At 49.5% G+C, this 23,336-nt stretch carries 21 protein-coding genes and 2 riboswitches; of the genes, 7 read left to right on the forward strand and 14 right to left on the reverse strand.

From position 1 onward, the window contains the following. Nucleotide 1: 1 nt before the first annotated feature. Entirely contained in the window at nt 2–253 is a 252-nt protein-coding gene (gene rpsP, locus ACO0K8_RS21110) for a 30S ribosomal protein S16 (RefSeq protein WP_126128624.1), read from the reverse strand. Nucleotides 254–600: 347 nt separating this feature from the next. Between rpsP and ACO0K8_RS21115 the strand changes: the two genes are divergently transcribed. After that, on the forward strand, nt 601–1,017 hold the full coding sequence (locus ACO0K8_RS21115) for an NINE protein (protein WP_422948630.1): 417 nt from the start codon (nt 601–603) through the stop codon (nt 1,015–1,017). Nucleotides 1,018–1,136: 119 nt separating this feature from the next. On the opposite strand, the gene ACO0K8_RS21120 is transcribed toward ACO0K8_RS21115, so the two are convergent. From ACO0K8_RS21120 to ugpQ, 8 genes are all read right to left on the reverse strand, one after another. Then, nucleotides 1,137–2,927 carry an acyl-CoA dehydrogenase gene (locus ACO0K8_RS21120; protein ID WP_422948631.1) on the reverse strand — a complete coding sequence of 597 codons (1,791 nt, stop codon included), beginning with the start codon at nt 2,925–2,927 and terminating at the stop codon, nt 1,137–1,139. Between the two features lie 150 nt (nt 2,928–3,077). Then, nucleotides 3,078–4,007 carry an electron transfer flavoprotein subunit alpha/FixB family protein gene (locus tag ACO0K8_RS21125; RefSeq protein ID WP_422948632.1) on the reverse strand — a complete coding sequence of 310 codons (930 nt, stop codon included), beginning with the start codon at nt 4,005–4,007 and terminating at the stop codon, nt 3,078–3,080. An 83-nt stretch (nt 4,008–4,090) separates the two neighbouring features. After that, nucleotides 4,091–4,843, reverse strand: coding sequence for an electron transfer flavoprotein subunit beta/FixA family protein (locus tag ACO0K8_RS21130; RefSeq protein ID WP_422948633.1), 753 nt, complete (start codon nt 4,841–4,843; stop codon nt 4,091–4,093). Nucleotides 4,844–5,174: 331 nt separating this feature from the next. After that, nucleotides 5,175–5,402, reverse strand: coding sequence for a sulfurtransferase TusA family protein (locus tag ACO0K8_RS21135; RefSeq protein WP_126128619.1), 228 nt, complete (start codon nt 5,400–5,402; stop codon nt 5,175–5,177). A gap of 170 nt (nt 5,403–5,572) precedes the next feature. Next, entirely contained in the window at nt 5,573–6,094 is a 522-nt protein-coding gene (locus ACO0K8_RS21140) for an NUDIX domain-containing protein (protein WP_422948674.1), read from the reverse strand. Between the two features lie 8 nt (nt 6,095–6,102). After that, a complete protein-coding gene (locus ACO0K8_RS21145; protein ID WP_422948634.1) occupies nt 6,103–6,621 on the reverse strand; it encodes a GNAT family N-acetyltransferase in 519 nt (172 codons plus the stop codon). A 19-nt stretch (nt 6,622–6,640) separates the two neighbouring features. Further along, nucleotides 6,641–9,253 (reverse strand): alanine--tRNA ligase, encoded by a 2,613-nt coding sequence (gene alaS, locus ACO0K8_RS21150; RefSeq protein WP_422948635.1) that lies wholly within the window; start codon nt 9,251–9,253, stop codon nt 6,641–6,643. Between the two features lie 165 nt (nt 9,254–9,418). Beyond that, a complete protein-coding gene (gene ugpQ / locus ACO0K8_RS21155; protein ID WP_422948636.1) occupies nt 9,419–10,159 on the reverse strand; it encodes a glycerophosphodiester phosphodiesterase in 741 nt (246 codons plus the stop codon). 588 nt (nt 10,160–10,747) lie between these two features. On the opposite strand from ugpQ, the gene ACO0K8_RS21160 reads away from it, so the two are divergent. From ACO0K8_RS21160 to fabI, 3 genes are read left to right on the forward strand one after another with little or no spacing between them, the layout of a single operon-like run. After that, nucleotides 10,748–10,996, forward strand: coding sequence for a hypothetical protein (locus ACO0K8_RS21160; RefSeq protein WP_422948637.1), 249 nt, complete (start codon nt 10,748–10,750; stop codon nt 10,994–10,996). Next, the gene (locus tag ACO0K8_RS21165; RefSeq protein WP_422948638.1) at nt 10,993–12,177 is read left to right on the forward strand and encodes an acetate/propionate family kinase; all 1,185 of its coding nucleotides are present in this window, start codon (nt 10,993–10,995) and stop codon (nt 12,175–12,177) included. Before ACO0K8_RS21160 ends, ACO0K8_RS21165 begins: the two co-directional genes overlap by 4 nt. Nucleotides 12,178–12,193: 16 nt before the next feature. After that, nucleotides 12,194–12,988, forward strand: a complete 795-nt coding sequence (fabI, locus tag ACO0K8_RS21170; protein WP_422948640.1) for an enoyl-ACP reductase FabI — start codon at nt 12,194–12,196, stop codon at nt 12,986–12,988. Between the two features lie 122 nt (nt 12,989–13,110). Here fabI and bla read toward each other — a convergent pair whose 3' ends face one another. Beyond that, nucleotides 13,111–14,016 (reverse strand): class A beta-lactamase, encoded by a 906-nt coding sequence (gene bla / locus ACO0K8_RS21175; protein WP_422948641.1) that lies wholly within the window; start codon nt 14,014–14,016, stop codon nt 13,111–13,113. Between the two features lie 206 nt (nt 14,017–14,222). Then, nucleotides 14,223–14,879, reverse strand: coding sequence for a CCXG family PEP-CTERM protein (locus ACO0K8_RS21180; RefSeq protein ID WP_422948642.1), 657 nt, complete (start codon nt 14,877–14,879; stop codon nt 14,223–14,225). 372 nt (nt 14,880–15,251) lie between these two features. Here ACO0K8_RS21180 and ACO0K8_RS21185 point away from each other — a divergent pair, with 372 nt between their 5' ends. Beyond that, nucleotides 15,252–16,061 (forward strand): mechanosensitive ion channel family protein, encoded by an 810-nt coding sequence (locus ACO0K8_RS21185; RefSeq protein ID WP_422948643.1) that lies wholly within the window; start codon nt 15,252–15,254, stop codon nt 16,059–16,061. A 64-nt stretch (nt 16,062–16,125) separates the two neighbouring features. Here the strand turns inward: ACO0K8_RS21185 and gcvP are convergent, their stop codons facing one another. From gcvP to gcvT, 3 genes are all read right to left on the reverse strand, one after another. After that, nucleotides 16,126–19,017 (reverse strand): aminomethyl-transferring glycine dehydrogenase, encoded by a 2,892-nt coding sequence (gcvP, locus tag ACO0K8_RS21190; protein ID WP_422948644.1) that lies wholly within the window; start codon nt 19,015–19,017, stop codon nt 16,126–16,128. A 98-nt stretch (nt 19,018–19,115) separates the two neighbouring features. Then, the gene (gene gcvH, locus ACO0K8_RS21195; protein WP_422948645.1) at nt 19,116–19,493 is read right to left on the reverse strand and encodes a glycine cleavage system protein GcvH; all 378 of its coding nucleotides are present in this window, start codon (nt 19,491–19,493) and stop codon (nt 19,116–19,118) included. Nucleotides 19,494–19,555: 62 nt separating this feature from the next. Beyond that, on the reverse strand, nt 19,556–20,677 hold the full coding sequence (gene gcvT, locus ACO0K8_RS21200) for a glycine cleavage system aminomethyltransferase GcvT (RefSeq protein WP_422948646.1): 1,122 nt from the start codon (nt 20,675–20,677) through the stop codon (nt 19,556–19,558). 87 nt (nt 20,678–20,764) lie between these two features. Further along, nucleotides 20,765–20,879: riboswitch (glycine riboswitch) on the reverse strand. A gap of 7 nt (nt 20,880–20,886) precedes the next feature. After that, nucleotides 20,887–20,976: riboswitch (glycine riboswitch) on the reverse strand. 107 nt (nt 20,977–21,083) lie between these two features. Between gcvT and ACO0K8_RS21205 the strand changes: the two genes are divergently transcribed. Continuing rightward, the gene (locus ACO0K8_RS21205; protein ID WP_422948675.1) at nt 21,084–21,617 is read left to right on the forward strand and encodes a GNAT family N-acetyltransferase; all 534 of its coding nucleotides are present in this window, start codon (nt 21,084–21,086) and stop codon (nt 21,615–21,617) included. 210 nt (nt 21,618–21,827) lie between these two features. After that, the gene (locus ACO0K8_RS21210) at nt 21,828–23,036 is read left to right on the forward strand and encodes a diguanylate cyclase (RefSeq protein WP_422948647.1); all 1,209 of its coding nucleotides are present in this window, start codon (nt 21,828–21,830) and stop codon (nt 23,034–23,036) included. Nucleotides 23,037–23,336: the final 300 nt, after the last annotated feature.

Genomic DNA, 23,336 nt, shown 5'->3' on the forward strand with positions numbered 1-23,336 from the left:
ATTAAGCCGCTGCTTTGTTAGACTGAGCAACCAAACGAGCAACAGCTGGCGACAATTGTGCGCCTACGCCTTGCCAGTATGCCAGGCGATCAGCTGCGACACGTACTGTCTCAGCATTGCCAGTTGCTACCGGGTTGTAAAAACCGATACGTTCAATAAAACGACCATCGCGACGATTACGGGAATCAGTTGCAACGATATTGTAAAAAGGGCGCTTTTTTGCACCACCACGAGCCAAACGAATAACGACCATAATATTTCCAAAAAATGTCTAAAGACGGAAAAAGCCGTAAATTATAACGTGCTCTCATCTATATCTGCAAGAACTATCCTCATGCGCATCCTACGATTGCAAGTATAGTCACAAATTTCAGACACTTAGTAGCCTAGATCACAGAAAACCAGCTATAAAAAAACAACTTCATGAACAATATCGATGCCAAGCGATGAAAAAATGCCTAAACAAACTAGCTAAACCGTATTTTTGATCCATTACCACAATAGCTTTTCTATATATCCTATAAAATTCGTTTCGAGCATAGTTTATTTACTATTGACTCCCTTAAGACTTTAAGCCGGTAATTCACTTTAAATATCTCAATGCAAAAAAAACATAAAAACAAGGCTATCACTTCATTTCTAGCATCCATCCTTGGCAGCATAGGAGTGCACCGATTTTACCTGGCTGGTGCTAACGATAAATGGGGTTGGCTACATCTTGCCAGTTTGCCATTATCACTCATACTAAGTCGTCACTTTTTCAATTTACCGTTGCTGGCAACCATGAGCCCCTTCGTACTTTCTTTTTTAGCAAGCATACTGGAAGCTTTAGTATTAGGACTGATAGCCGATGAAAAATGGGATGCAAAATATAATCTAAACTCAGGGCAGCAAAGCGATACTAGCTGGCCGCTGGCACTAAGCTTGGTTTTAACTGTAGGATTAGGTGCGATGGCACTAATCGCAGTTCTGGCCCGTAGTTTCGACCTACTCTACACTGGCGGTGCATACGGTTAATGGTTAATGGTTAATGGTTAATTATATTTTTTGACCAAAACCTCAAACCTACAAAAAAAGCGGCACAAGGAATAATTTCCTTGTGCCGCTTTTCCATAAAGCTATAACCACTATATCAATCAGAACTGATCTTCACTCATCGCCATCACGCCTGCGCTGCCATCAACAATAGAGGAACGCAGGCCATGCGCAGCTGACAACAAATGATCGGCAAAGAACCGCGCGGTGGCGATCTTAGCTTTATAGAAGCGAGCATCACCGTCATCCGCTTGCAACTTCTGCTCCGCAATCAAGGCTGCACGCGCCATCTGCCAACCACCCAAGACCAAACCGGCCAATTTCAGATAAGGCACGCTACCGGCAAACACAGCTTTGATATCGACTTTGAAGTTATTCACAACAAAATTAACGACATCTTCCATGGCCACCGAGCCGGCCGCCAGCTGACGCCCGATTGCCTGCAAATCAGCCGATGAGCTATTCGCCAACTCCGCCTCGGTTGCACGTACTTGATCGATCAAGGTTTTCGCGGTAGCACCGGCATCGCGCGCAGTCTTGCGCCCAACCAGGTCGTTCGCCTGAATCGCGGTAGTTCCTTCGTAAATCGTGAGAATTTTCGCATCGCGATAATGCTGCGCAGCACCCGTCTCTTCAATGAACCCCATACCACCATGTACTTGCACGCCAGTTGAAGTGACATCCAGAGACATTTCTGTCGACCAGCCTTTAACGATAGGTACCAAATACTCATACGATGCCTGACTGAGCTTACGGGTCACATCATCGGTGTGGTGGTGAGCCGTATCACTCAATGAGGCCGCGACATAGGCCAAGGCACGCGCGCCCTCAACCTGTGCGCGCATAGACATCAACATGCGACGTACATCCGGATGATGAATAATTGTCACAGGACCGGCAGAGCCAGCCAGGTCACGCGACTGCACGCGATCTTTGGCATAGCCAACAGCTTTTTGATACGCGCGCTCAGCCACGCCGATCCCTTGCATACCGACGCCAAAACGCGCTGCATTCATCATGATGAACATGTATTCCAGCCCACGATTTTCCTGGCCGACCAGGGTACCGATGGCACCACCGTTATCACCGAATTGCAGCACAGCAGTAGGACTGGCCTTGATGCCAAGCTTATGCTCGATCGAGACGCAATGCACGTCATTACGCTCGCCCAGCGTACCATCTGCATTCACCAAAAATTTAGGAACGATGAATAGAGAAATACCCTTCACGCCTTCCGGCGCATCCGGGGTGCGCGCCAACACCAGATGAACGATATTCTCCGTCATATCGTGTTCGCCGTAGGTAATAAAAATCTTTGTGCCGAATACTTTATATGTACCGTCATCCTGAGGCACCGCGCGGCTACGCACCATCGCCAGGTCCGAACCAGCCTGTGGTTCAGTCAGATTCATACTGCCCGTCCACTTACCCGAAATTAACTTCTCCAGGTAAATCGCTTTTTGCGCGTCACTACCGGCCGTTAATAAGGCTTCAATTGCACCATCACTCAATAATGGGCACAAGGCGAACGAGATGTTTGCGGAATTCAGCATTTCTATACAAGGTGTCGCCACCAGTTTAGGCAAACCTTGGCCGCCGAATTCAGCCGGATGCTGCACACCCTGCCAACCCGCGTCGGCAAACATTTTAAAGGCTTCTTTGAAGCCCTTGGTCGTGAATACCTGGCCATCCTTCCAGTAACTAGGTGCCTGATCGCCAGCCCAGTTCAGAGGCGCGACAACTTCACCAGTAAATTTTGCATTCTCTTCCAACACCGCTTCCACGGTTTCCGGCGTGGCATCTTCACAACCCGGTAAGGCATTCACAGCAGCGAGACCTGCCAATTCGTTCATGACGAACAACATATCTTTTAAAGGGGCGACGTAGCTCATTCTTAACTCCAAAAAATAAAGGACAGGATAAACAGGATCATGTCAGAAGCACAGAGATAACTCTGTCAGCTACACGACAAACCTGCCTATCCTGTCCCATTTACATCTTAAGTGTCGCAAAACGGATGTATACATCCATTTTGCATTCGATTAACCCAGTTCAGCGATCAGTTGTGGAACGATCTCAAACAGATCGCCGACGATGCCATAATCCGCCACCGAGAAAATCGGCGCTTCAGGATCTTTATTGATAGCGACGATGGTTTTTGAGTCTTTCATACCAGCCAAATGTTGAATCGCACCTGAGATACCGACTGCGATATACAACTGAGGAGCCACGATCTTGCCAGTCTGACCGACTTGCCAGTCATTTGGCACATAGCCAGCATCAACCGCAGCGCGCGATGCGCCCATGGCCGCACCCAGCTTATCCGCCAATGGCTCAAGCAATTTAAACGCCTCCCCAGAGCCCATACCACGGCCACCAGAAACGATGACTTTGGCGGCAGTCAATTCTGGACGATCCGATTTCGCCACTTCACGCGAAACAAAAGCAGATTTGCCAACATCAGCAACCGCAGCAATGCTTTCAACTACAGCAGAACCGCCAGTAGCGGCAGCATCAAAACCTGTGCTACGTACTGTGATTACTTTGGTCGCATCCGTAGACTGAACCGTAGCGATCGCGTTACCTGCGTAGATAGGACGCTCAAACGTATCCGGAGAATCTACCTTGGTGATTTCAGAGATTTGCGATACATCGAGCTTAGCGGCCACGCGTGGCAAAATGTTTTTACCGTAAGCGGTTGCCGGAGCCAGGATATGGCTATAAGTAGGCGCAATTGCCAACACCTGCTCCGCAACATTCTCGGCCAGACCATCCGCAAAATAGGCCGCCTCAGCCAGTAAAACCTTGCTGACACCAACGATCTGAGATGCCGCTTGTGCCGCAGCGGCCGCATTGAAGCCCGCTACCAATACATGCACATCACCGCCGCATTGAATTGCAGCAGTAATGGTATTTAAAGTACTACCTTTGAGGGTAGCGTTGTCGTGTTCAGCGATGACGAGTGTAGTCATGATGTTTTCCACTTAGTCGACGGAAGGCTTGAAACTTCCACCGGGATTATTCTTAAAATTTAACTTGAGCAAATGATCAATGATTAAGCGATAACTTTGGCTTCATTGCGTAACTTGGCAACCAGAGTTGCGACGTCAGGCACTTTAATACCGGCCGAACGCTTGGCAGGTTCAACCACTTTTAAAGTCTTAACGCGTGAAGTCACGTCGACACCCAAGTCTGCTGGCTTGACGTTATCCAATTGCTTTTTCTTAGCCTTCATGATGTTAGGTAAAGTCACATAACGTGGTTCATTCAAACGCAGATCGGTAGTGATAATTGCCGGCAGCGTCAAACTTAAGGTTTCTAAACCGCCGTCAACTTCGCGAGTAACGATAGCCTTACCATCGACAATACTCACCTTAGAGGCAAACGTCGCTTGCGGCCAACCTAGCAAGGCTGCCAGCATCTGGCCGGTTTGATTGCAATCATCATCAATCGCTTGCTTACCGAGTATGATCAATTGAGGCTGTTCTTTATCAGCTAATGCCTTGAGTAATTTCGCTACAGCAAGTGGCTGCAACTCAACATCGGTTTCGACCAGAATACCGCGATCAGCACCAATTGCCATTGCAGTACGCAAAGTTTCCTGGCATTGTGCAACGCCGCATGAAACTGCAACTACCTCGGTCACCACACCAGCCTCTTTCAGGCGCATGGATTCTTCGATAGCGATTTCATCGAAAGGATTCATCGACATTTTAACGTTGGCGATATCAACACCTGAACCATCGGATTTCACGCGGACTTTGACGTTATAGTCGACCACACGTTTGACTGGAACCAAGACTTTCATAGTTAGGCCTTTATTGAGCTATTATTTAAACAGAAATGATGAGTGTGCTACAGATATTGCTAAAACTACTAATTGACGTAAACGTTAACTCAATCAATTATAAAACGAATTTAGACTCTAGTCGCATAATTTAGCACGCTCGTTCGTTTAGTGCTATATTGATAGTAGAGTGCGTTGCCTAATACCGGATTAAAACACCTTTCAAGGTGAAAAATATCCCCCCCCTTCATAAAAAAAGCCCTGCAAGTATTCTTGAGGGCTTTATTTACGCAGTCTAAGATTACTCACATTCGTCTTAAACTTAATTTAACTCACAGCTAACATCAATATTTTATTTACGCTTAATAAAATATTCGTATTCTTTACTATTTTCCAAATGCGACAACAGCTCATTCCCTGTTTGTTTTGAGAATGCTTTGAAGTCACGAACCGAACCAGGATCTGTGGCGACCACACGCAATACTTCGCCTGTGATCATATCAGCCAGCGCCTTCTTCGTTTTTAAAATAGGAAGAGGACAATTAAGACCGCGTGCGTCCAACTCTTTATTGAATTGCATGATTTTTCCAGTAGTAAGAAAAATAGAATAAAACAACTTCGGAAAACAACTTAAGACCGATTCTACCGGAAAAAATCACTTGGATGGTGCATTGCAACAAATTTATAGTGCTCACATGTGGCATTAACAACGCATATGCACTATTTTAGTGACTCAGGAGCAATTTAAGGCTAAGAATTTAGCCATTCCGAATAAATTGGCTGCAGGCCGCGAGCGCGCATCCAGTCGGCCATCGCGTGACCGGTGCCGGCATTCCAGGGGCGCAGGTTCTCTGGCGCGATTAAACGATATTCCAGCAACTCTTCGGACAAGCGAATCTCACCGGTCGCGATTACGTGATAAGCGATGATCAGTTCATTTTTGCGCATAAACTCATAGACACCGATCAAAGATATTTTCTCAGCGTCCAGATTGGTTTCTTCTTTTAATTCCCGCGCTATACCCTGCTCCGGAGTTTCGTCGCGCTCCATGAAACCAGTGATGAGAGCGAAGTTTTTTTCCGGCCATGCAGCATTGCGGGCCAGCAGAATTTTGCCGTCGATTTCGACTAGAACAGCGAGCACAGGTAGGGGATTATCCCAATGCGTCCAATGGCCTTCCGGGCAAGCGAGTCGAAGTTTGCCTGCCTCTTGCTCATCTTTGCGTTGTATTAATGCGACAGCACACACCGGACAAAACTTAAGTTCATGCACGCAATCGCTCACAGGCCGCTCTCCGGGATAACCGGGGGACGCGGATGAAAACGCGCCATCGCATAAGCATCGACAAACGCACCATTACGTAAGGCGTAAGCGCGATGTTTACCTTCGATCTCAAAGCCAAACTTGCCGTACAGATGGAGCGCAGCGGCATTATCACAGAACACCGTCAACTCCAGACGCGCAAGATTATGCCAATTATCAGCCAGGTTCAGTAATTCGGTCAGCAAGGCAGAACCCACACCGCGACCAGTGAATGAGTCAGCAACTCCCATGCCTATACTGGCGACATGACGGCGCCGAATTTTTTTCTCCGATTGCAAACCGCCGGTTCCAACCACTACCCCGTCATACATGGCAATGAGCAAAATGTCGTTGGGGTCCATTTGCCGCAAGCGCTCTTGCCACATCTCCACACTAGGATAGGGCAGTTGCAAAGTCCCGGCTAAGGTATTGCTGCTTGCATACACTCTCTGTATTTGGGCAGCATCGGACAATTCAGCACGACGAATGAAAATCATAGGCACTCGCTAGAAAAGGTTACAACCTTTGGGTCAGCCAATCTGCAACATCACCCAAGGCTTTTGACAAATTACTAGGATCGGTACCGCCTGCCTGCGCCATATCCGGGCGACCGCCGCCTTTGCCGCCGACCTGCTGGGCGACAAAATTGACCAAGTCACCGGCTTTGACTTTGGAAGTACAGTCGGCGCTGACACCGGCAACCAAACTGACCTTACCGTCTTGCACCGAGGCCAGCACGATCACGGCACTCTTCAGTTGGTCTTTTAGACGCAGTACAGTATCGCGCAACGCGGTGCCGTCCACATCATCGAGGCTCGCCGCCAGCACTTTAACGCCTTTGATGTCAAGCGCACGCGCCACCAGAGCATCACCCTGATTAGCAGCCAGCTTCGACTTCAAGGCCGTCACTTCTTTTTCCAGCGACTTCATGCTGTCCAGTGATTGCAGGATGCGGGTAGTCAGGTCTTCAGGTTGCGCCTTCAGTACTGCGGCAGCCTCTTTGACGCTGCGATCCAGATTTTGCATCAGACTCAGAGCAACTTCACCAGTGACCGCCTCGACCCGACGTATGCCGGCAGCGATACCACCTTCAGCGACGATTTTAAACAGTCCGATATCACCCGTGCGTGTAACGTGAGTACCACCGCACAATTCACGTGAGCTGCCAATATCGAGGACGCGTACTTCATCGCCATATTTTTCGCCGAACAAGGCCATCGCGCCATGTTTGACGGCATCGTCAAACGACATGACTTGCGCCTGGGCTGCCACGTTGGCCAAAATCTCACGATTCACGATCAACTCAACCTGGCGGATCTCATCATTACTCATGGCCGCATTATGGCTAAAGTCGAAACGGGTTTTATCGAAATCAACCAAAGAACCTTTTTGCGCCACATGTGCACCCAACACTTCACGCAAAGCCTTGTGCATCAAATGGGTGGCCGAGTGATTGCGCACGGTTTGCGCACGCACATCCGTGGCCACCTGCGCAGTAATGCCTTGACCGATTTCAATCACGCCCAGACTTAAGACGCCATGATGACCAAACACATCGGCCTGGATTTTTTGCGTATCAGCTACCTCAAACAAGACATAGTCGCTGGTTTGCAAGACCCCGGAATCGCCGCATTGTCCGCCTGACTCAGCATAAAAAGGCGTAACATCCAACACCACAATCGCCTGCTGACCGGCGCTGATTTTCTGCACCGGGCTGCCATCGATATACAGGGCGATGACTTTACTTTCGTGATTGAGTCGTTCGTAACCGACGAACTTAGTCTTTTCGCCGGTATATTCTATCGCCGCCGCCATCTTGAATTTACCCGCAGCTCTTGCCGTCTGCTTCTGATGCGCCATGGCAGCATCAAAACCTGCTTCATCCAGTGCCACATTGCGTTCGCGGCAGATATCGGCAGTCAAATCGAGAGGAAAACCAAAAGTATCGTACAAGGTAAAGGCTGTATTTCCATCCAGATTTTTACTGTCTTTGGCGAGCGCGGCTTCGAGTATTTTCATCCCATTTTCCAGGGTTTCACCGAAGCGCTCTTCCTCTTGCTTCAAGACCTGGGCCACACGTTCACCAGCTTCTGCTAATTCAGGATAGGCAGTGCCCATTTCCTGCACCAGATCGGCCACCAGCTTATAGAAAAACGGTTTGCTCTGTCCCAATTTATGGCCATGACGCAAAGCGCGGCGGGTAATCCGGCGCAGCACATAGGCGCGGCCTTCATTGCCAGGAATAATACCGTCCACGATCAGGAAACTAGCGCAGCGTATATGATCGGCGATCACTTTGAGCGAATTATTCCCGAGGTCAGCACAGGCAGTTTCGCGCGCGGCGGCCTTGATCAGGCTTTGAAAAATATCGATTTCGTAGTTGGAATGCACATGCTGCAAGACTGCCGCAATCCGCTCCAGCCCCATACCGGTATCGACGCAAGGCTTAGGCAAAGGATGTAAAACACCCTGCTCATCCTTATTAAACTGCATGAACACCAGGTTCCAGATTTCGATGAAACGGTCACCGTTTTCATCAGGAGATCCCGGCGGACCGCCCCAGATATCGGCACCGTGATCGTAAAAAATTTCGCTACACGGACCGCAAGGGCCAGTGTCGGCCATTTGCCAGAAATTATCCGAGGCGTAACGTGCGCCTTTGTTGTCGCCGATGCGGATGATGCGCTCTACCGGCACACCGATTTCGTTTTGCCAGATCGCGTAGGCCTCGTCATCTTCCTGATACACGGTGACGGTTAGCTTGTCTTTTGGCAAACCATAGACGACGGTCAGCAATTCCCACGCGAAATGGATGGCGTCACGCTTGAAGTAATCGCCAAACGAAAAGTTACCCAACATTTCAAAAAAAGTGTGGTGACGTGCGGTGTAACCGACGTTTTCCAGATCATTATGTTTGCCGCCAGCGCGCACGCAGCGTTGCGACGTAGTGGCGCGGCTATAGGCACGATTATCCTGGCCCAAAAACACGTCTTTGAACTGCACCATACCTGAGTTGGTAAATAACAAAGTGGGATCGTTGCCTGGAATCAGACTCGATGAGCGGACGATGTGATGTCCCTTGGATTCAAAAAATTTAAGAAATTTATCGCGGATTTCGGACGAGTTCATAAGTGTTTTTTAGGGCAAAAGCCGTGCAAATAGTGGATTTAGCTGCTGATTATACGTGATAACTTCCTGCATTTTGCTGCCACAAAAGCAAATCCCACCGCAAACCATGAATCAAAGCGTTTTCGTGTGGATTACTCCAGTCTGCTCAAAATTTTTGATATCGATTTAAAAATTCGCCGCTATCAGATTAATCTTGTCAGTGCAAAACGCATCCACACCCCAGCTACGGATTTCCAGCGCCCGTTCCGGTGTATTCACCGTGTAGCACAGCAGGCCATAACCAGCCTGCTTGATCTGTTGCGTCATTGCCTCGGTTAAGTGCTTGTGATTGCAGTGCAAAGCCACGGCATCGAGTTCTTGCAAACGGCTCAGCCAATCAGCCGGAATCTGATCGAACAAAAGACCACGTGCGATCTCAGGAGCCTGTTGTTGCGCGCTGGCCAAAGCCTCAAATGAAAACGACGAAATCAACGGCGCACGTGCAGTCGGCAAAAACAAGTCTTGCGTGAATTGCGCCACAACTCGTCCGGTTTGCACCTCGTAACCCGGCACCGGCTTGATCTCTACATTCATCCAGATATCATGCTGCTGGCAAAACCGGACTACCTGCTGATAACTCGGCACTTGCTCACCGATGAAGGATTCTGAGTACCAGCTACCGGCATCCATTTCCAGCAAGTCGTCCGCCTTGGTGCTGGCGACGCCGTCACCGTCAGCGCAACTACGCACGGTACGTCCAAATAGCGGGTCGTGCATCAGCACCGGCACTCCATCCATAGACAGCATCACGTCGAACTCAACCGCACGATAACCAAAATCGAGGCCGCATTGTATGGCCGCAATGGTGTTTTCGGGCGCCAGCGTACCACCGCCACGATGAGCAATAACTTTCGGATAGGGCCACATAAGAACTCCAGCAAAAATAAATCAGAGCAAACAGGATATAGGCAGAAACCCACAAAGAACAAGCGCGGACTACATGAAAATTGAGTGTGGTCACGATATCGGCCAAAAAAAACAAAAAAATGGCAAGCCCGGAGCGCATATCCCATGCGGGTTTCCAGCCAGTCAGGGCTGCAGCCCGCATGGGATATGCGCTCTGGGCCAGGCCGAAATTAAAAAAAGCCAGAGAAAATTGTAACGACATGGCGATTACCACTCCGCTCTGACCTTACGCGCAGCCGCTTTACGCGCTAAGCTTTTTTCGGACAAAAGCGTCGCTGTCACAAGCGTGACACATATTTTTTATAGGCTTACCACACTAAGTAAATTAAGATATTTGACTCACATCAAGGCACGCATGTGGATGTGCTTCAAAATAAAAAAACAATCTACTATCGCTATCGCCCCCTCGGTCTGCGATCAATCGTCACAACAAGAAAATGCTACACTTTTCCCGCGTAGTAGCTAGTCGAACAAATATGGCCACATGAATACAACGGCCGCGCAGTACTGAAACGCTGAACTGGCAGGAAATAATTAAAGGAAATCGAAATGTTCACAACTTTCGGCAATAAGGCGATGAAACAGACTAACGCGATGATGCCTGAGTATAGCCATAGAAAGGACCGGCGCATGCAAGACGGCCGATTGTGCTGGGACGCACTACGCCACCTTCGCAATCAAAATAGCGAAGAAAAGACAAAGGTCGAACTGCAACGAGTAAACTTCGACGCTCAATTTATGGCGGCCTTAGTCGCCAAAGTAAAAACAGCAAACTTCAGTAAAGCGCAAAATTTATGAGTAAGGCCCTACTGGTTCTCAATGCAGGATCGTCGAGTATCAAGTTCTCGGTGTTTCTGGAGCAAGATGTCGCACTCGATCTGCTACTAACCGGGCAACTCGAGGGTTTATATACCGCGCCCAAGTTCAAAGCCAAGAATGCGACCGGCACTCTACTTGCTGAAAAACTTTGGAGCCCAGGCGAGACCTTGGGTCACGACGGTGGCATCGCTCATCTGGCAGGTTTTCTGCATGAGCATCTTAGCGAACATCAATTGGTCGCAGTTGGCCACAGAGTGGTACATGGGGGTGTAGCTTACGTCGAACCGGTGCGTCTGAACGCGCCAATTGTTAAGGATTTGGCGCAGTTAATACCCTTGGCGCCACTGCACCAACCGCACAACCTGACGCCGATACGCGTTCTACTCGAGAACCGTCCAGAACTGCTGCAAGTGGCCTGTTTTGACACTGCTTTCCATCATGCTCAGCCTGCAGTCGCACAGAGCTTTGCGCTACCCGCTGAGATTACTCAGCAAGGTATTAAGCGCTACGGTTTTCATGGTCTGTCTTACGAGTACATTGCCTCTGTTTTACCAGATTACGACAGACGCGCAGCCCAAGGCCGTTGCGTGGTTCTGCATCTAGGCAACGGTGCCAGTATGTGTGCGATCCAAGGAGGAGTCAGCGTTGCCAGCACCATGGGGTTTACTGCCCTTGACGGCCTGCCTATGGGTACCCGCTGTGGCAATTTAGACCCAGGCGTGGTGCTGTATCTGATGGATGAGTTAAAGATGGATGCCCGTGCGATTGAAAAACTCTTGTATCAGCAGTCTGGATTACTCGGCGTCTCCGGAATATCGAGTGACATGCGCACCCTGCTTGAATCTGACGATCCGAAAGCAAAGTTCGCGGTTGAGTTATTCGTCTACCGCATCACGCGCGAACTCGGTTCACTCGCCGCTGCCATGGGCGGACTCGATGCCCTGGTATTTACCGCGGGAATAGGCGAGCGCGCTGCCCTTATTCGCGAACGGATCTGCAAAGCCGCCGCCTGGCTAGGGGTAGAACTCGATCCGCTCGCCAATAATGCCGATGGCCCATGCATCAGCACAAACAACAGTAAGGTTGCGGCCTGGGTAATTCCCACCAATGAAGAATTGATGATCGCCCGCCACACACTGAGCATACTCAATAGCATTTAACCAAAAGATCAATACCATGAGCCTTGATAAAACCCTCCCTCCCGCTCCGCCACTGCTTCAAGGAAAAAAGGCACTGGTGGTCGGTATCGCTAACGAGCATTCTATCGCTTACGGTTGCGCCAAGGCGTTTCACGAGCTCGGTGCGGATCTCGCCATCACCTATATTAACGACAAGTCTAAGCCCTTTGTCGCACCCCTGGCGCAAGATCTGCAGACGACGATCTTCATGCCGCTCGATGTCAGCCAGCCCGGTCAGCTTGAAGCATTATTTGCAGAGATAGAGAAAAAATGGGGACGGCTCGATATTCTGGTGCACTCGATCGCCTTCGCCCCTAAAGCAGACTTGCAAGGCGGATTGCTCAACTGCTCTGCTGAGGGCTTTGCCCAAGCAATGGATATATCCTGCCATTCTTTCATCCGTATGGCAAAACTGGCCGCGCCTCTGATGTCCGAAGGCGGCAGCATGTTCGCCATGAGTTACCACGGAGCCAACGAGGTGGCACCAAATTACAACGTGATGGGTCCGGTAAAAGCGGCACTAGAAGCATCATGTCGTTACCTCGCTTACGAACTTGGGCGACAAGGCATACGGGTTCATCCTATCTCGCCAGGCCCCCTTAAAACCCGGGCAGCATCGGGACTGAAAGACTTCGACTTATTGCTCAATGAGGCGGTACAACGCGCGCCGCTAGGCGAACAGGTGGACATCATGGACGTCGGCTTCACCTGCGCCTTTCTGGCAACGCCCTATGCCCGCCGGCTGACAGGTAGCACCGTCTACGTCGACGGTGGTGTAAATATTATGGCGTGAGCTGGCATAAAGCGATCACATTTATCCTACGATGCCATGCCCACTGCGCAATATCCATGCGGGTTTCCAGCCTGCCTGGCCGGCAAGCCGCATGGATATTGCGCGTTGGCGCGGGTGCATATTTAGCCAGCTTGAACTAACCATTCACTGACTATTTTGGCGGCAGCGGCGACGATATCGCTGCGGCCCTTGGCATTCTTTTTATGCTGTTTAGTATAAATAGCCAGCACCACAGGGGCGCGATTCGGTGGCCAGATGACCGCAATATCGTGCGCCGTTCCGTAAGATCCAGTCCCGGTCTTGTCACCGCTTTGCCAGTCTGCCGGTAAACCAGCTTTAATCCTGCTGGCGCCGGTCGTGGTGGCACGTAGCCAGGTTTGCAATTGCTCACGCTCGGCTTTTGGCAGGGCATCACCCAGGGTCAGGCGCTGCAAGCTCACTGCCATCGCCTCAGGTGTTGTGGTATCGCGAAGATCACCGGGGATAGCGCTATTGAGATCGGGTTCCCAGCGATCAAGCAGAAAGTTTTGATCACCGATAGAGCGTGCAAATGCGGTCACACCGGCCGGACCACCGAGTAACTTCATCAATAAATTTGCCGCGGCATTGTCGCTCAGATTAACGGTGGCAGCACACAACTGCGCCACCGTCATGCCGTCTGCCAGGTGTTGCTCTGTGACCGGAGAGTAATCGAGCAAATCCTTTTCTGTGTAAGTGATAACTTGCTCCAGAAGACCTGCAGACTGTCTGCTTTTATCCAGCACGGCGGCCGCCAGCATCATTTTGAAGGTGCTACAAAGTGGAAAACGTTCGCTTTCACGCAGCCCTAAGCTCATTCCATTTGCGGTATTGATGGCGAACAGGCCTAGCTGCCCATTAAAACTTTGTTCCAGCGCCCGCAATTTTTTTCGCGCTAAGCTTGACGCTGCGGCAGACGCTTGCTGCGCGCTTGCGGCATGCGCCACAGCAAAAGGCAGCGCGGCCATCGTCAGCAAAATAGTGCGTCGAGTGAAATGATAAGAAGTCATGGATAGTCCGCAGGAATGGATCAAGCCAGTTTTGACCGCCGCCATGGACGAAGGTTCGATAAATTAATATCGTATTGCCTGCCGTTGGTATGCACTGCATATCAAGACAAACTACTTCCAGAAAAACAAAAAGCCCGGCAAACGGGCTCTTTAAAACTACCAAGTAACTAAAATGGTAGGGCGACTAGCTTGTCACCCAGGCCATATCAAGCTTCGCCCTTGTTACGAAGATGTTTGCGGCGACTAATAAAACCTAACAAACCCAAACCTGCCAGCAGCATCGCGTAAGTTTCTGGTTCTGGCACTGGCGTCAAAGTGCTCTTGTCAAAACTCTTAAATCCAGAGCCCGCATTGAATTGCACTTGTTGATTTCCATCGCAGCAGCCTTCCAGTCCATACACATTGAGGGTATGGTTTCCGGCACTGATGTTGGATGAGAATTGAAAAAACTGTGAAGGATTGCTGTAATTGCCAGACCACCACATGTCATTACTCTTGAATGCGACTTCTTTTCCATCTAGGAAAACGGCACCACCGTTGCCGAAATCCACACCTGCACGAAACGACCAATTACCTGCATTACCACTAGTCACACCAAACGTCACTGTCGATTTGAAAGCGATATTTTGGCTAGAACCAAACAAGACATGATTGGACAGAGCATCATAGCTATCGACAGTTTTTGTACCGTAGCCAGGATTCACACCCATCACTGCTGCATCGACGACGGCTTTATAGGCATTTGCGCTAGTTTGGGCGGCAGCATTGGAGAATCCCGTTTCAATAACGATGTTGCTCGCGTTTGCGTTAACAACAGCGGTAAGGGCGACTGTGGCGGCTAGTAATTTGATACAAATTTTCATATGGTGCTTGATCTCTTGTTAGGGGCTCAAAAAAAACGGCGTTCAATTTTTCCTCCCGCATAGTACTTGATCGTTGTGTTATTTTGCGATTTCAAACGCTTGCGTTTGTGAAACAAGGCGCCGTTTTCACAAATTTTTACTTTTTATATCGCAATTAAATTCCACGAGGAAACTTATCATCAATAAAGCTATTTTTTTACACTGCAAATCATTTCTTTAGAGTGGTAATGATTACTCATAAATAGAAACTCAGATCGATATCCAGATGAAGAATTGGTCCCACATCTTTGATTCATTTAACATAGTTTTTATTGACATATTATTTTGAGTAAGTGACATTGTTATTTCAATATATTTCGTAGGGAAATAACCATGTCCGACATCAACATTGAGTTACTCATTAATACTTATTTAGTACCATTTGGACTAAAAATTCTGATGGCAATCGCGGTCTGGATCATAGGTGGCATGCTCATCAATATGATTGCCAAATTATCGCGCAAAGCGATGAGCATACAAAAAATAGAACCTACCTTAGCGCAATATGGCGAGTCCACCGTAAGAGTCGCCCTGCGCATCGCCTTGGTCATGATCATTCTGGAAGTCTGCGGCATTCAGACTACCTCGTTCGCGGCTCTGATCGCGGCCGGTGGCGTTGCCATCGGTATGGCCTGGTCGGGCTTACTCTCAAATTTTGCGGCCGGAATTTTTCTGGTGATACTGCGTCCGTTTAAAGTCGGTGATGCGATTTGCGCCGCCGGCCAAACCGGTGCGGTGTCGGAAATAGGTTTGTTTTCGACCACGCTGACCACCGGCGACAATGTCTGCGTCCATGTAGGTAACGGTAAGCTGTTTTCCGACAACATCATCAACTACACCACCAATCCTTACCGTCGCGTCGACCTGAAATGCCAGATCGCCAACGGCGTCAATCCGCAGGAAGCGATCGCTCTCCTGAAAACCCATGTCGCTAAGGTCGCCAATCTCTCTAGTGCGGCTGAACCTTCCATAGAAATCTTAGAATTTAATGCTGCCGGCACCGTCTTGGGAGTGCGCCCTTTCTGCAATAACAAGGACTACTGGCAAGTGTATTTCGACACCAATAAGGCGATTGCCAATGCCTGCGCGGAAGCCGGTTGGCCGGTGCCAGCACCGCATCAGATAGAGTTTCACAGAGAGTAATTTTTACAGATAAAAAAAGCGGGTAGTGCTTGCGCACTACCCGCTTTTTTATTGACAGCATAGCTTATTCGTAATCAGCCACTGGGGCGCAAGAGCAAAACAGATTGCGGTCACCATAGACATTATCAGCGCGCCCGACTGGTGCCCAATATTTCTGCTTACGCAAAGACGCGACCGGATACGCAGCTACCTGACGGCTGTACTTATGGGTCCACTCATCCGCTACCATTACTTCGGCAGTATGCGGCGCATGTTTAAGCGGATTGTCATCGTGATCAAATTCACCGGAAGCGACTTTGGCGATTTCTTCACGAATGGCGATCATGGCGTCAATGAATCTATCGAGCTCAGCTTGTGATTCGCTTTCAGTCGGTTCTATCATCAAGGTACCAGGAACCGGGAAGCTCATGGTCGGCGCATGGAAACCGAAGTCGATCAGACGCTTGGCCACGTCTTCATTGCTGATGCCGGTGGCATCGGTCAAAGGACGCAGATCCAAAATGCACTCATGCGCGACCAGACCATCATGACCCGAATACAGTACCGGGTAATGCGGTGCCAAACGCTTGGCGATATAGTTAGCCGCCAAAATTGCGGTCTCTGTGGCGGCCTTCAAACCTTCAGCACCCATCATGGCGATATACATCCATGAGATAGGCAAGATACTGGCAGAACCGAAAGGCGCCGCGCTGACGGCGCTGATGCCATTTTCGCCACGCTGGTAACCAGTCGACTTTTGATTTGGTAAAAACTGCGCCAGATGCGCGCCGACTGCTACCGGACCAACGCCAGGACCGCCACCACCGTGAGGAATACAGAAAGTTTTGTGCAAGTTCAGATGGCTGACATCGCCACCGAAACTACCTGGAGCAGCGACACCGACCAGCGCATTCATATTGGCGCCGTCAACATACACTTGACCGCCATGCTTATGCACGATTTCACACAGTTGTTGAATGCCCACTTCAAACACACCGTGGGTCGATGGATAAGTGACCATACAAGCGGCTAAATTGGCGCTGTGTTTTTCTGCTTTGGCGATCAGATCGACCAGATCGACGTTACCGTTACCATCGCAAGCGACCACGACCACTTCCAGACCGACCATACTGGCCGATGCCGGATTAGTGCCGTGCGCCGAGGATGGAATCAGACAGATATTGCGATGCGCTTCGCCACGTGAGGCATGATAAGCCTGGATTACCAGCAGACCGGCGTACTCGCCTTGAGAACCGGCATTCGGCTGCAAGGACACGGCCGCATAACCAGTCGCGGCACATAACATGGCTTCCAGTTGATCTATCATTTCGCGATAGCCGACGGTCTGATCGTTCGGTGCGAAAGGATGAATATTCGAAAACTCAGGCCATGTGACAGGAATCATTTCACTAGTGGCGTTGAGCTTCATTGTGCATGAACCCAGCGGTATCATGGTGCGATCCAGCGCTAGATCTTTATCTGCCAGGCTACGCAGGTAACGCAACATTTCGTGTTCTGCGTGATAGCGATTAAAAGTTGGATGCGTCAAGTAAGTACTGGTGCGCAATACTGATGTTGGCAAGGCGGTACTGGCAGCAGCTTCGACAGCTGCATTGATCGCATTGAAATCCGGACTAGCTTTACCAGCAGAAAAAATCGTCCACAGGTTCACAACATCGTCGCGGGTAATGGTTTCATCAAGAGAAACGCCAACTTGCGTAGTACTGATTTGACGCAGATTGATACCGGCTGCAAGCGCTGCAGCATGCACCGCAGCCGCATCGACTACGTTCACTGTCAAAGTATCAAAATAGGTGGTATTGGCAGTCTGGTAGCCGAGTTGGCTCAGACCAGTCGCCAGTATGGCCGTATAACGGTGCACGCGCTGAGCGATCTGACGCAAGCCGACTGGGCCGTGATAGACAGCATACATAGATGCCATCACTGCCAGCAAAACTTGCGCGGTGCAGATATTCGAGGTCGCTTTTTCGCGGCGGATATGTTGTTCACGCGTTTGCAAAGCCAGACGGTAAGCTTGATTGCCTTGTGCATCGATAGTGATGCCGACCAGACGGCCTGGCATATTACGTTTGAAGGCATCACGGGTAGACATGTAACCAGCGTGCGGGCCACCAAAACCCAACGGAACGCCAAAACGCTGGCTGTTACCGATCACAACGTCAGCGCCCCATTCGCCCGGCGGCGTAATCAAAGTCAGCGCCAGCAAATCAGCGGCAGCGATCACCATCGCGCCTTTGGCATGCATCGCAGCCGCGTATTCGCGGTAGTCGCGCACATCGCCATTCACGCCCGGGTATTGCAGCAATACGCCGAAACATTCATTTTCCAGAGCTTCCTGACCGCTGCAGCTACGTACCTCGATACCGAGCGGCTTGGCGCGGGTTTCGATAATTTCACGGGTTTGCGGCAGTACATCATCGGCCACGTAAAACACTTTGGAATTGGATTTACCAACACGCATAATCAGCGTCATCGCCTCTGCAGCTGCAGTACCTTCATCGAGCATGGACGCATTCGCGATATCCATGCCTGTCATGTCGGTAATCATTTGCTGGAAGTTCAAAATTGCTTCCAGACGGCCTTGAGAAATCTCTGGCTGGTAAGGCGTGTACGCCGTGTACCAGGCCGGGTTTTCAAAAATATTGCGCAGGATAACGCCGGGCGTCAAGGCATTCGAATAACCCTGGCCTATCAGCGATTTGAGCACGCGGTTTTTGCCAGCAAGTGCTTTTAATTCTGTCAGCGCGGCTTGCTCTGATTTCGCTTCGGTAAACTGGCCTAATGGCAGTACGTCATGACGACGAATATTTGCGGGAACAATCGCATCCATCAATGCGCTGCGGCTTGCATAACCCAGTGTCGCCAGCATCGCTGCTTGCTCGGATTCTGAAGGGCCGATATGACGGGCGATAAAAGCATCTTGTGCTTCAAGTTGTGAGAGGCTGGGCTGGGTCATGGTATAGGGAAAGAATAGGATGCGAATAGAGATAATTCTGGCGAAGCTGCGTTCTGGATCAGCGCAAACCGAGGGTCTGCGCTGTCATAGCCGCCAAATTAACCGATGTTTTTAGCGTAGTCTTCGGCGCTCATCAAAGCGTCGACATCAGCCGCATTCGCTGGCTTGATTTTAAATAGCCATGCGCTGAAAGCATCGGCGTTGACTGATTCTGGCGCATCGACCACGGCGTCGTTAACCGCGACCACTTCGCCTGTCACTGGCGCATAAATATCGCCGGCCGCTTTGACCGATTCAATCACGGCGCAATCTTTACCTGCGGTCAGAGCCTGACCAACTTTTGGCAAGTCAACAAATACGATGTCGCCCAAAGCGTCTTGTGCAAATTCAGTGATACCGACAGCGAGTGTGCCATCAGCTTCTACGCGTACCCATTCGTGGGAGGAAGTGTATTTCAGTTCTGCTGGGATGTTCATGGTGGACTCCGAAAATAAAAGATGAATAAATTATGATTTTTCAATACAGCTTAATGACAGCTTCAGGCGACTAAAATTTTACCGTTACGCACAAACGGCAACTTCACTACGGTGGCAGCTAATTGTTTATCGCGAATCACGACCTGCACGGTATCGCCGATCGCCACACCCAGCGGCAAGCGTGCCAGAGCGATCGCTTGCTGCATCGTCGGGCTAAAAGTACCGCTGGTGATTTCACCCTCGCCTTGAGCGCAAATCACTTTTTGGTGAGCCCGCAAGATGCCGCCTTTTTCACGTAAGATCAAACCCAGAAATTGCTCAGTTTGTCCTTGTGTTTGTAATGCGGCTTTGCCGACGAAGTCGCGTTCGCTGACCAAATCGATGGTCCATGCCAGACCGGCATTAAGCGGATTGACGCTTTCATCCATATCCTGGCCGTACAGATTCATACCGGCTTCCAGACGTAGGGTATCACGGGCACCGAGACCAGCAGGCTTAACGCCGACGGCGACCAGAGCATCCCATAGAGCATGTATTTTATCGGCGGCAACCGCGATCTCGAAACCGTCTTCACCGGTGTAACCAGTGCGCGCTACCATGACTTCACCAAAAGAAGTCTGATCAACGATGACGGCGTTAAACGGTTTAATTTCGGCACTAGCAGCCTGAGTTTCTGGTAAAACTTCCCAGGCTTTGGCGCGCGCATTCGGGCCCTGAACTGCGATCAAGCCATAAGCATGCGCGCCGTCACGACGTTGCGTAATAGAAATACCGGCATTAGTCGCCGTATTATGTGCGTTCATCCAGGCGACGTCTTTTTCGGCCGTACCAGCATTGACCACCAGGCGAAACCAGTTTTCATTGAAGAAATAGATAATCAGATCGTCGATGACGGTGCCTTCAGGTTTCAGCATGCAGGAGTACAGTGCTTTACCAGAGACTTGGAGTTTATCGACGTTATTGGCAACCAGACCGCGCAAAAAGCCGCGTACATTTTCGCCACGCAAATCAACCACACACATGTGCGAGACATCAAACATTCCGCAATCGCTGCGCACGGCATGATGTTCTTCGATTTGTGAACCGTAATTGACAGGCATATCCCAGCCGCCAAAATCTACCATCTTGGCACCAGCGGCACGATGTGCGGCGTTCAGGGGAGTTACTTTAAGAGCTTGCGTCATGAGAGCCTCATTACCAGATTAAAAGGGACGAAAAAATACACGCAAACCATGCAAAGCTAAGCTTTACATCCTTGCATGCGAAAAATCGCAGACCCCTCTGTCCTGATACCTGAGAGATTACGGAACAAAACACGCTCCGTGCGCACCTTCGGTGGATAGTTCGACACTTTATTGGCCGCTACCGCTCTCCAGAGTTTGGGGCATGAATACCCCCTTAATCGGTCCTTTTGCCTGAGAGTTTGTCGGGTGTTAGCCCCTTCGGCGGCAACTTTGCAGCTGCGCTCTCCCGATTAAGTAGCGCGATTATATAGCGCAAGCGGGCAATTGGGAACTTAGTCAGGCCATTTTTGCGACTATTTGCTACGTCCTGGTGTCCGTTTCAGGTAAATTAAGGCTTTACACATTGATGATTGCCACGCCAAACATGCCACCTGATTACACCATACGACTGGCCGTCGCAAGCGACGCCGGCAATATCGCTGCCTTAGGCATGCAGGTCTGGCTACACACCTACGCGACAGAAGGGATAAGAGAAGAAATTTCTGACTTCGTCTTTGCCAACTTCTCTCCGGCATCCATAGCCACATTAATCGCCAATCCCACCAAAATTATCCTGGTGGTACAACATAATGCGCATTTACTTGCGTATGCTGTACTACAACTGGGATCGACCTGCCCGACTCGACCTGAGCTAAGTAATGAATTGAAAACCTTGTATGTGCAAGCACATTTCGCTGGACTCGGTTTAGGCCCGGCTTTATTACGAGCATGCAAAGCTCACATCTCTGCGACCGGTGGCATACCGCAATTCTGGCTGAAAACTTGGCACAAAAACAGCAAGGCGATCAATTTCTACCTGAAACAGGGGTTTCAGCGCCAAGGCTCAAGCTATTTTCAATTAGGAGATGAACAACACGAAAATTTTATATTTACGACGTAATTTCCTTGCCTTGGCAAAGCTTGATGTCACTCTAGGGTTTGCAACAATCAGAGGTATTTTGAAGAATAATTTTGCGCGGATAGCAATATTTAGTTACAGTTTCGAGATAAGCATCTACAACATGCCACTGTTTTAATCGCCAGAGAACTGCCGTGTTACCATGCACGACTCAAATTGATTCGTATTAAATTTCTCTATTTCTCTCCATCCATGCTATTTAAACGAGCCAAACCGGTCAACCCGGCGACAGAGATTTTTCCTTTAACGGATACCCTGATCGATTTTGATGACACTATAGCAACAACCCCAAATCATCAAAGGCGTAAACACAAATTAAGCCGGGCTCCGGCCAAACGCAGCATTGCGCAAAAATGGATGATCGCCTTGTCACTTACAGGCCTGCATTTACTCGCCACAATCGTGCTTTTCCAGGTAGACCTGATAAAACTATCCACCGTTTTTGCCTTGCTTGGTATGTTGGCGGCGATGGTTGCTGTTTTTTTTGTTGTTTTTCAACTCAAACTGAATCTGCATTTTCATGAAAGACGCCTGAAATTACCCATTATCAGCACCGCTTTTATCTGCATGTTGGTGGTTTTTTATCTCGATCCTGCTACTCAAATCATTTTTACACCATTTGCGTTTATAGCAATTGCTTATGGCATGTATAGAATCTCGACCGGACAATTATTACTATTAGCGCTAGGTGTTTTTTTCGCGCTAGCCCTGATCATTGGTCTGCACTACCAGCAAGGGCATAACCTGGCACTGCTCAGACTAGAGGCCATGCACTTCATAGCGTTGTTATTGTCTTTACCTGCCTTCATCTTCCTGATTGGCAAAGTTCAGCATTTGCATAGAGTACTCAACAAGGCTAGCCGCAAGATCAAATACATACAAGCCGATGCCAAACGCGACGTCTTAATCGACTGTTTTAACCGTCGTTATATGGTGGTGGCGTTAGAAGAACATAAGCTATTAGCCGATGAAAATGGCTCGCCCTTATGTCTGGCGGTAATCGATCTGGATCACTTCAAACGTATCAACGATGAAGTCGGCCATCTGGGTGGCGATGAAGTTCTGAGAACCTTTGCCAAGGTAGCACAAGAGAATGTACGCGCATCGGATATCTTTGGTCGCTACGGCGGCGAAGAATTCCTATTGATTTTCCCCGACACCTCTTTACTGCCGGCGCTCAATACTTCAGAGAGAATCCGTGCGCAAATCGAACATTTTCCGTGGCAAGGCGCTTTGCAACACCGGGTCTCGGTATCGATAGGCGTGACGCAATACATTCCGGGCGAATCGGTGCTTGAATTATTCTCGCGCACCGATACCGCTATGTATATGGCCAAGCAAGGTGGTCGTAATCAGGTAGTAGTGGAAGAGCCGGTCGCGTTGCCGGCAGAATCCAAATAGCATTATCGATCAGCTAGCGTGACGGTTTTCCAGTCCCTAAAAATCTGAAATCGATTACGCAGTATCCATGTGCCCTGCAGCCCGATTTGGCTTGCGAAGGCGCATGGATACTGCGTAAAGCGTTTTGGAATTTCTAACAACCTCGAAATCGAAAAATCAGATCTAATAAAATCAATGACTTAGTAGTAAAAAAAAATATCAAAAAATGATTTTTTTCGAAATTCCCTTTTTGCCGGGTTCAAAAAGACTGCGCTTAGAATAACAAAGCCCGCGACTATTCGTTGCGGGCTTTGTTAACTC

Origin of the sequence: Undibacterium sp. Ren11W (assembly GCF_049340485.1) — a bacterium.
GTDB lineage: Bacteria > Pseudomonadota > Gammaproteobacteria > Burkholderiales > Burkholderiaceae_D > Undibacterium.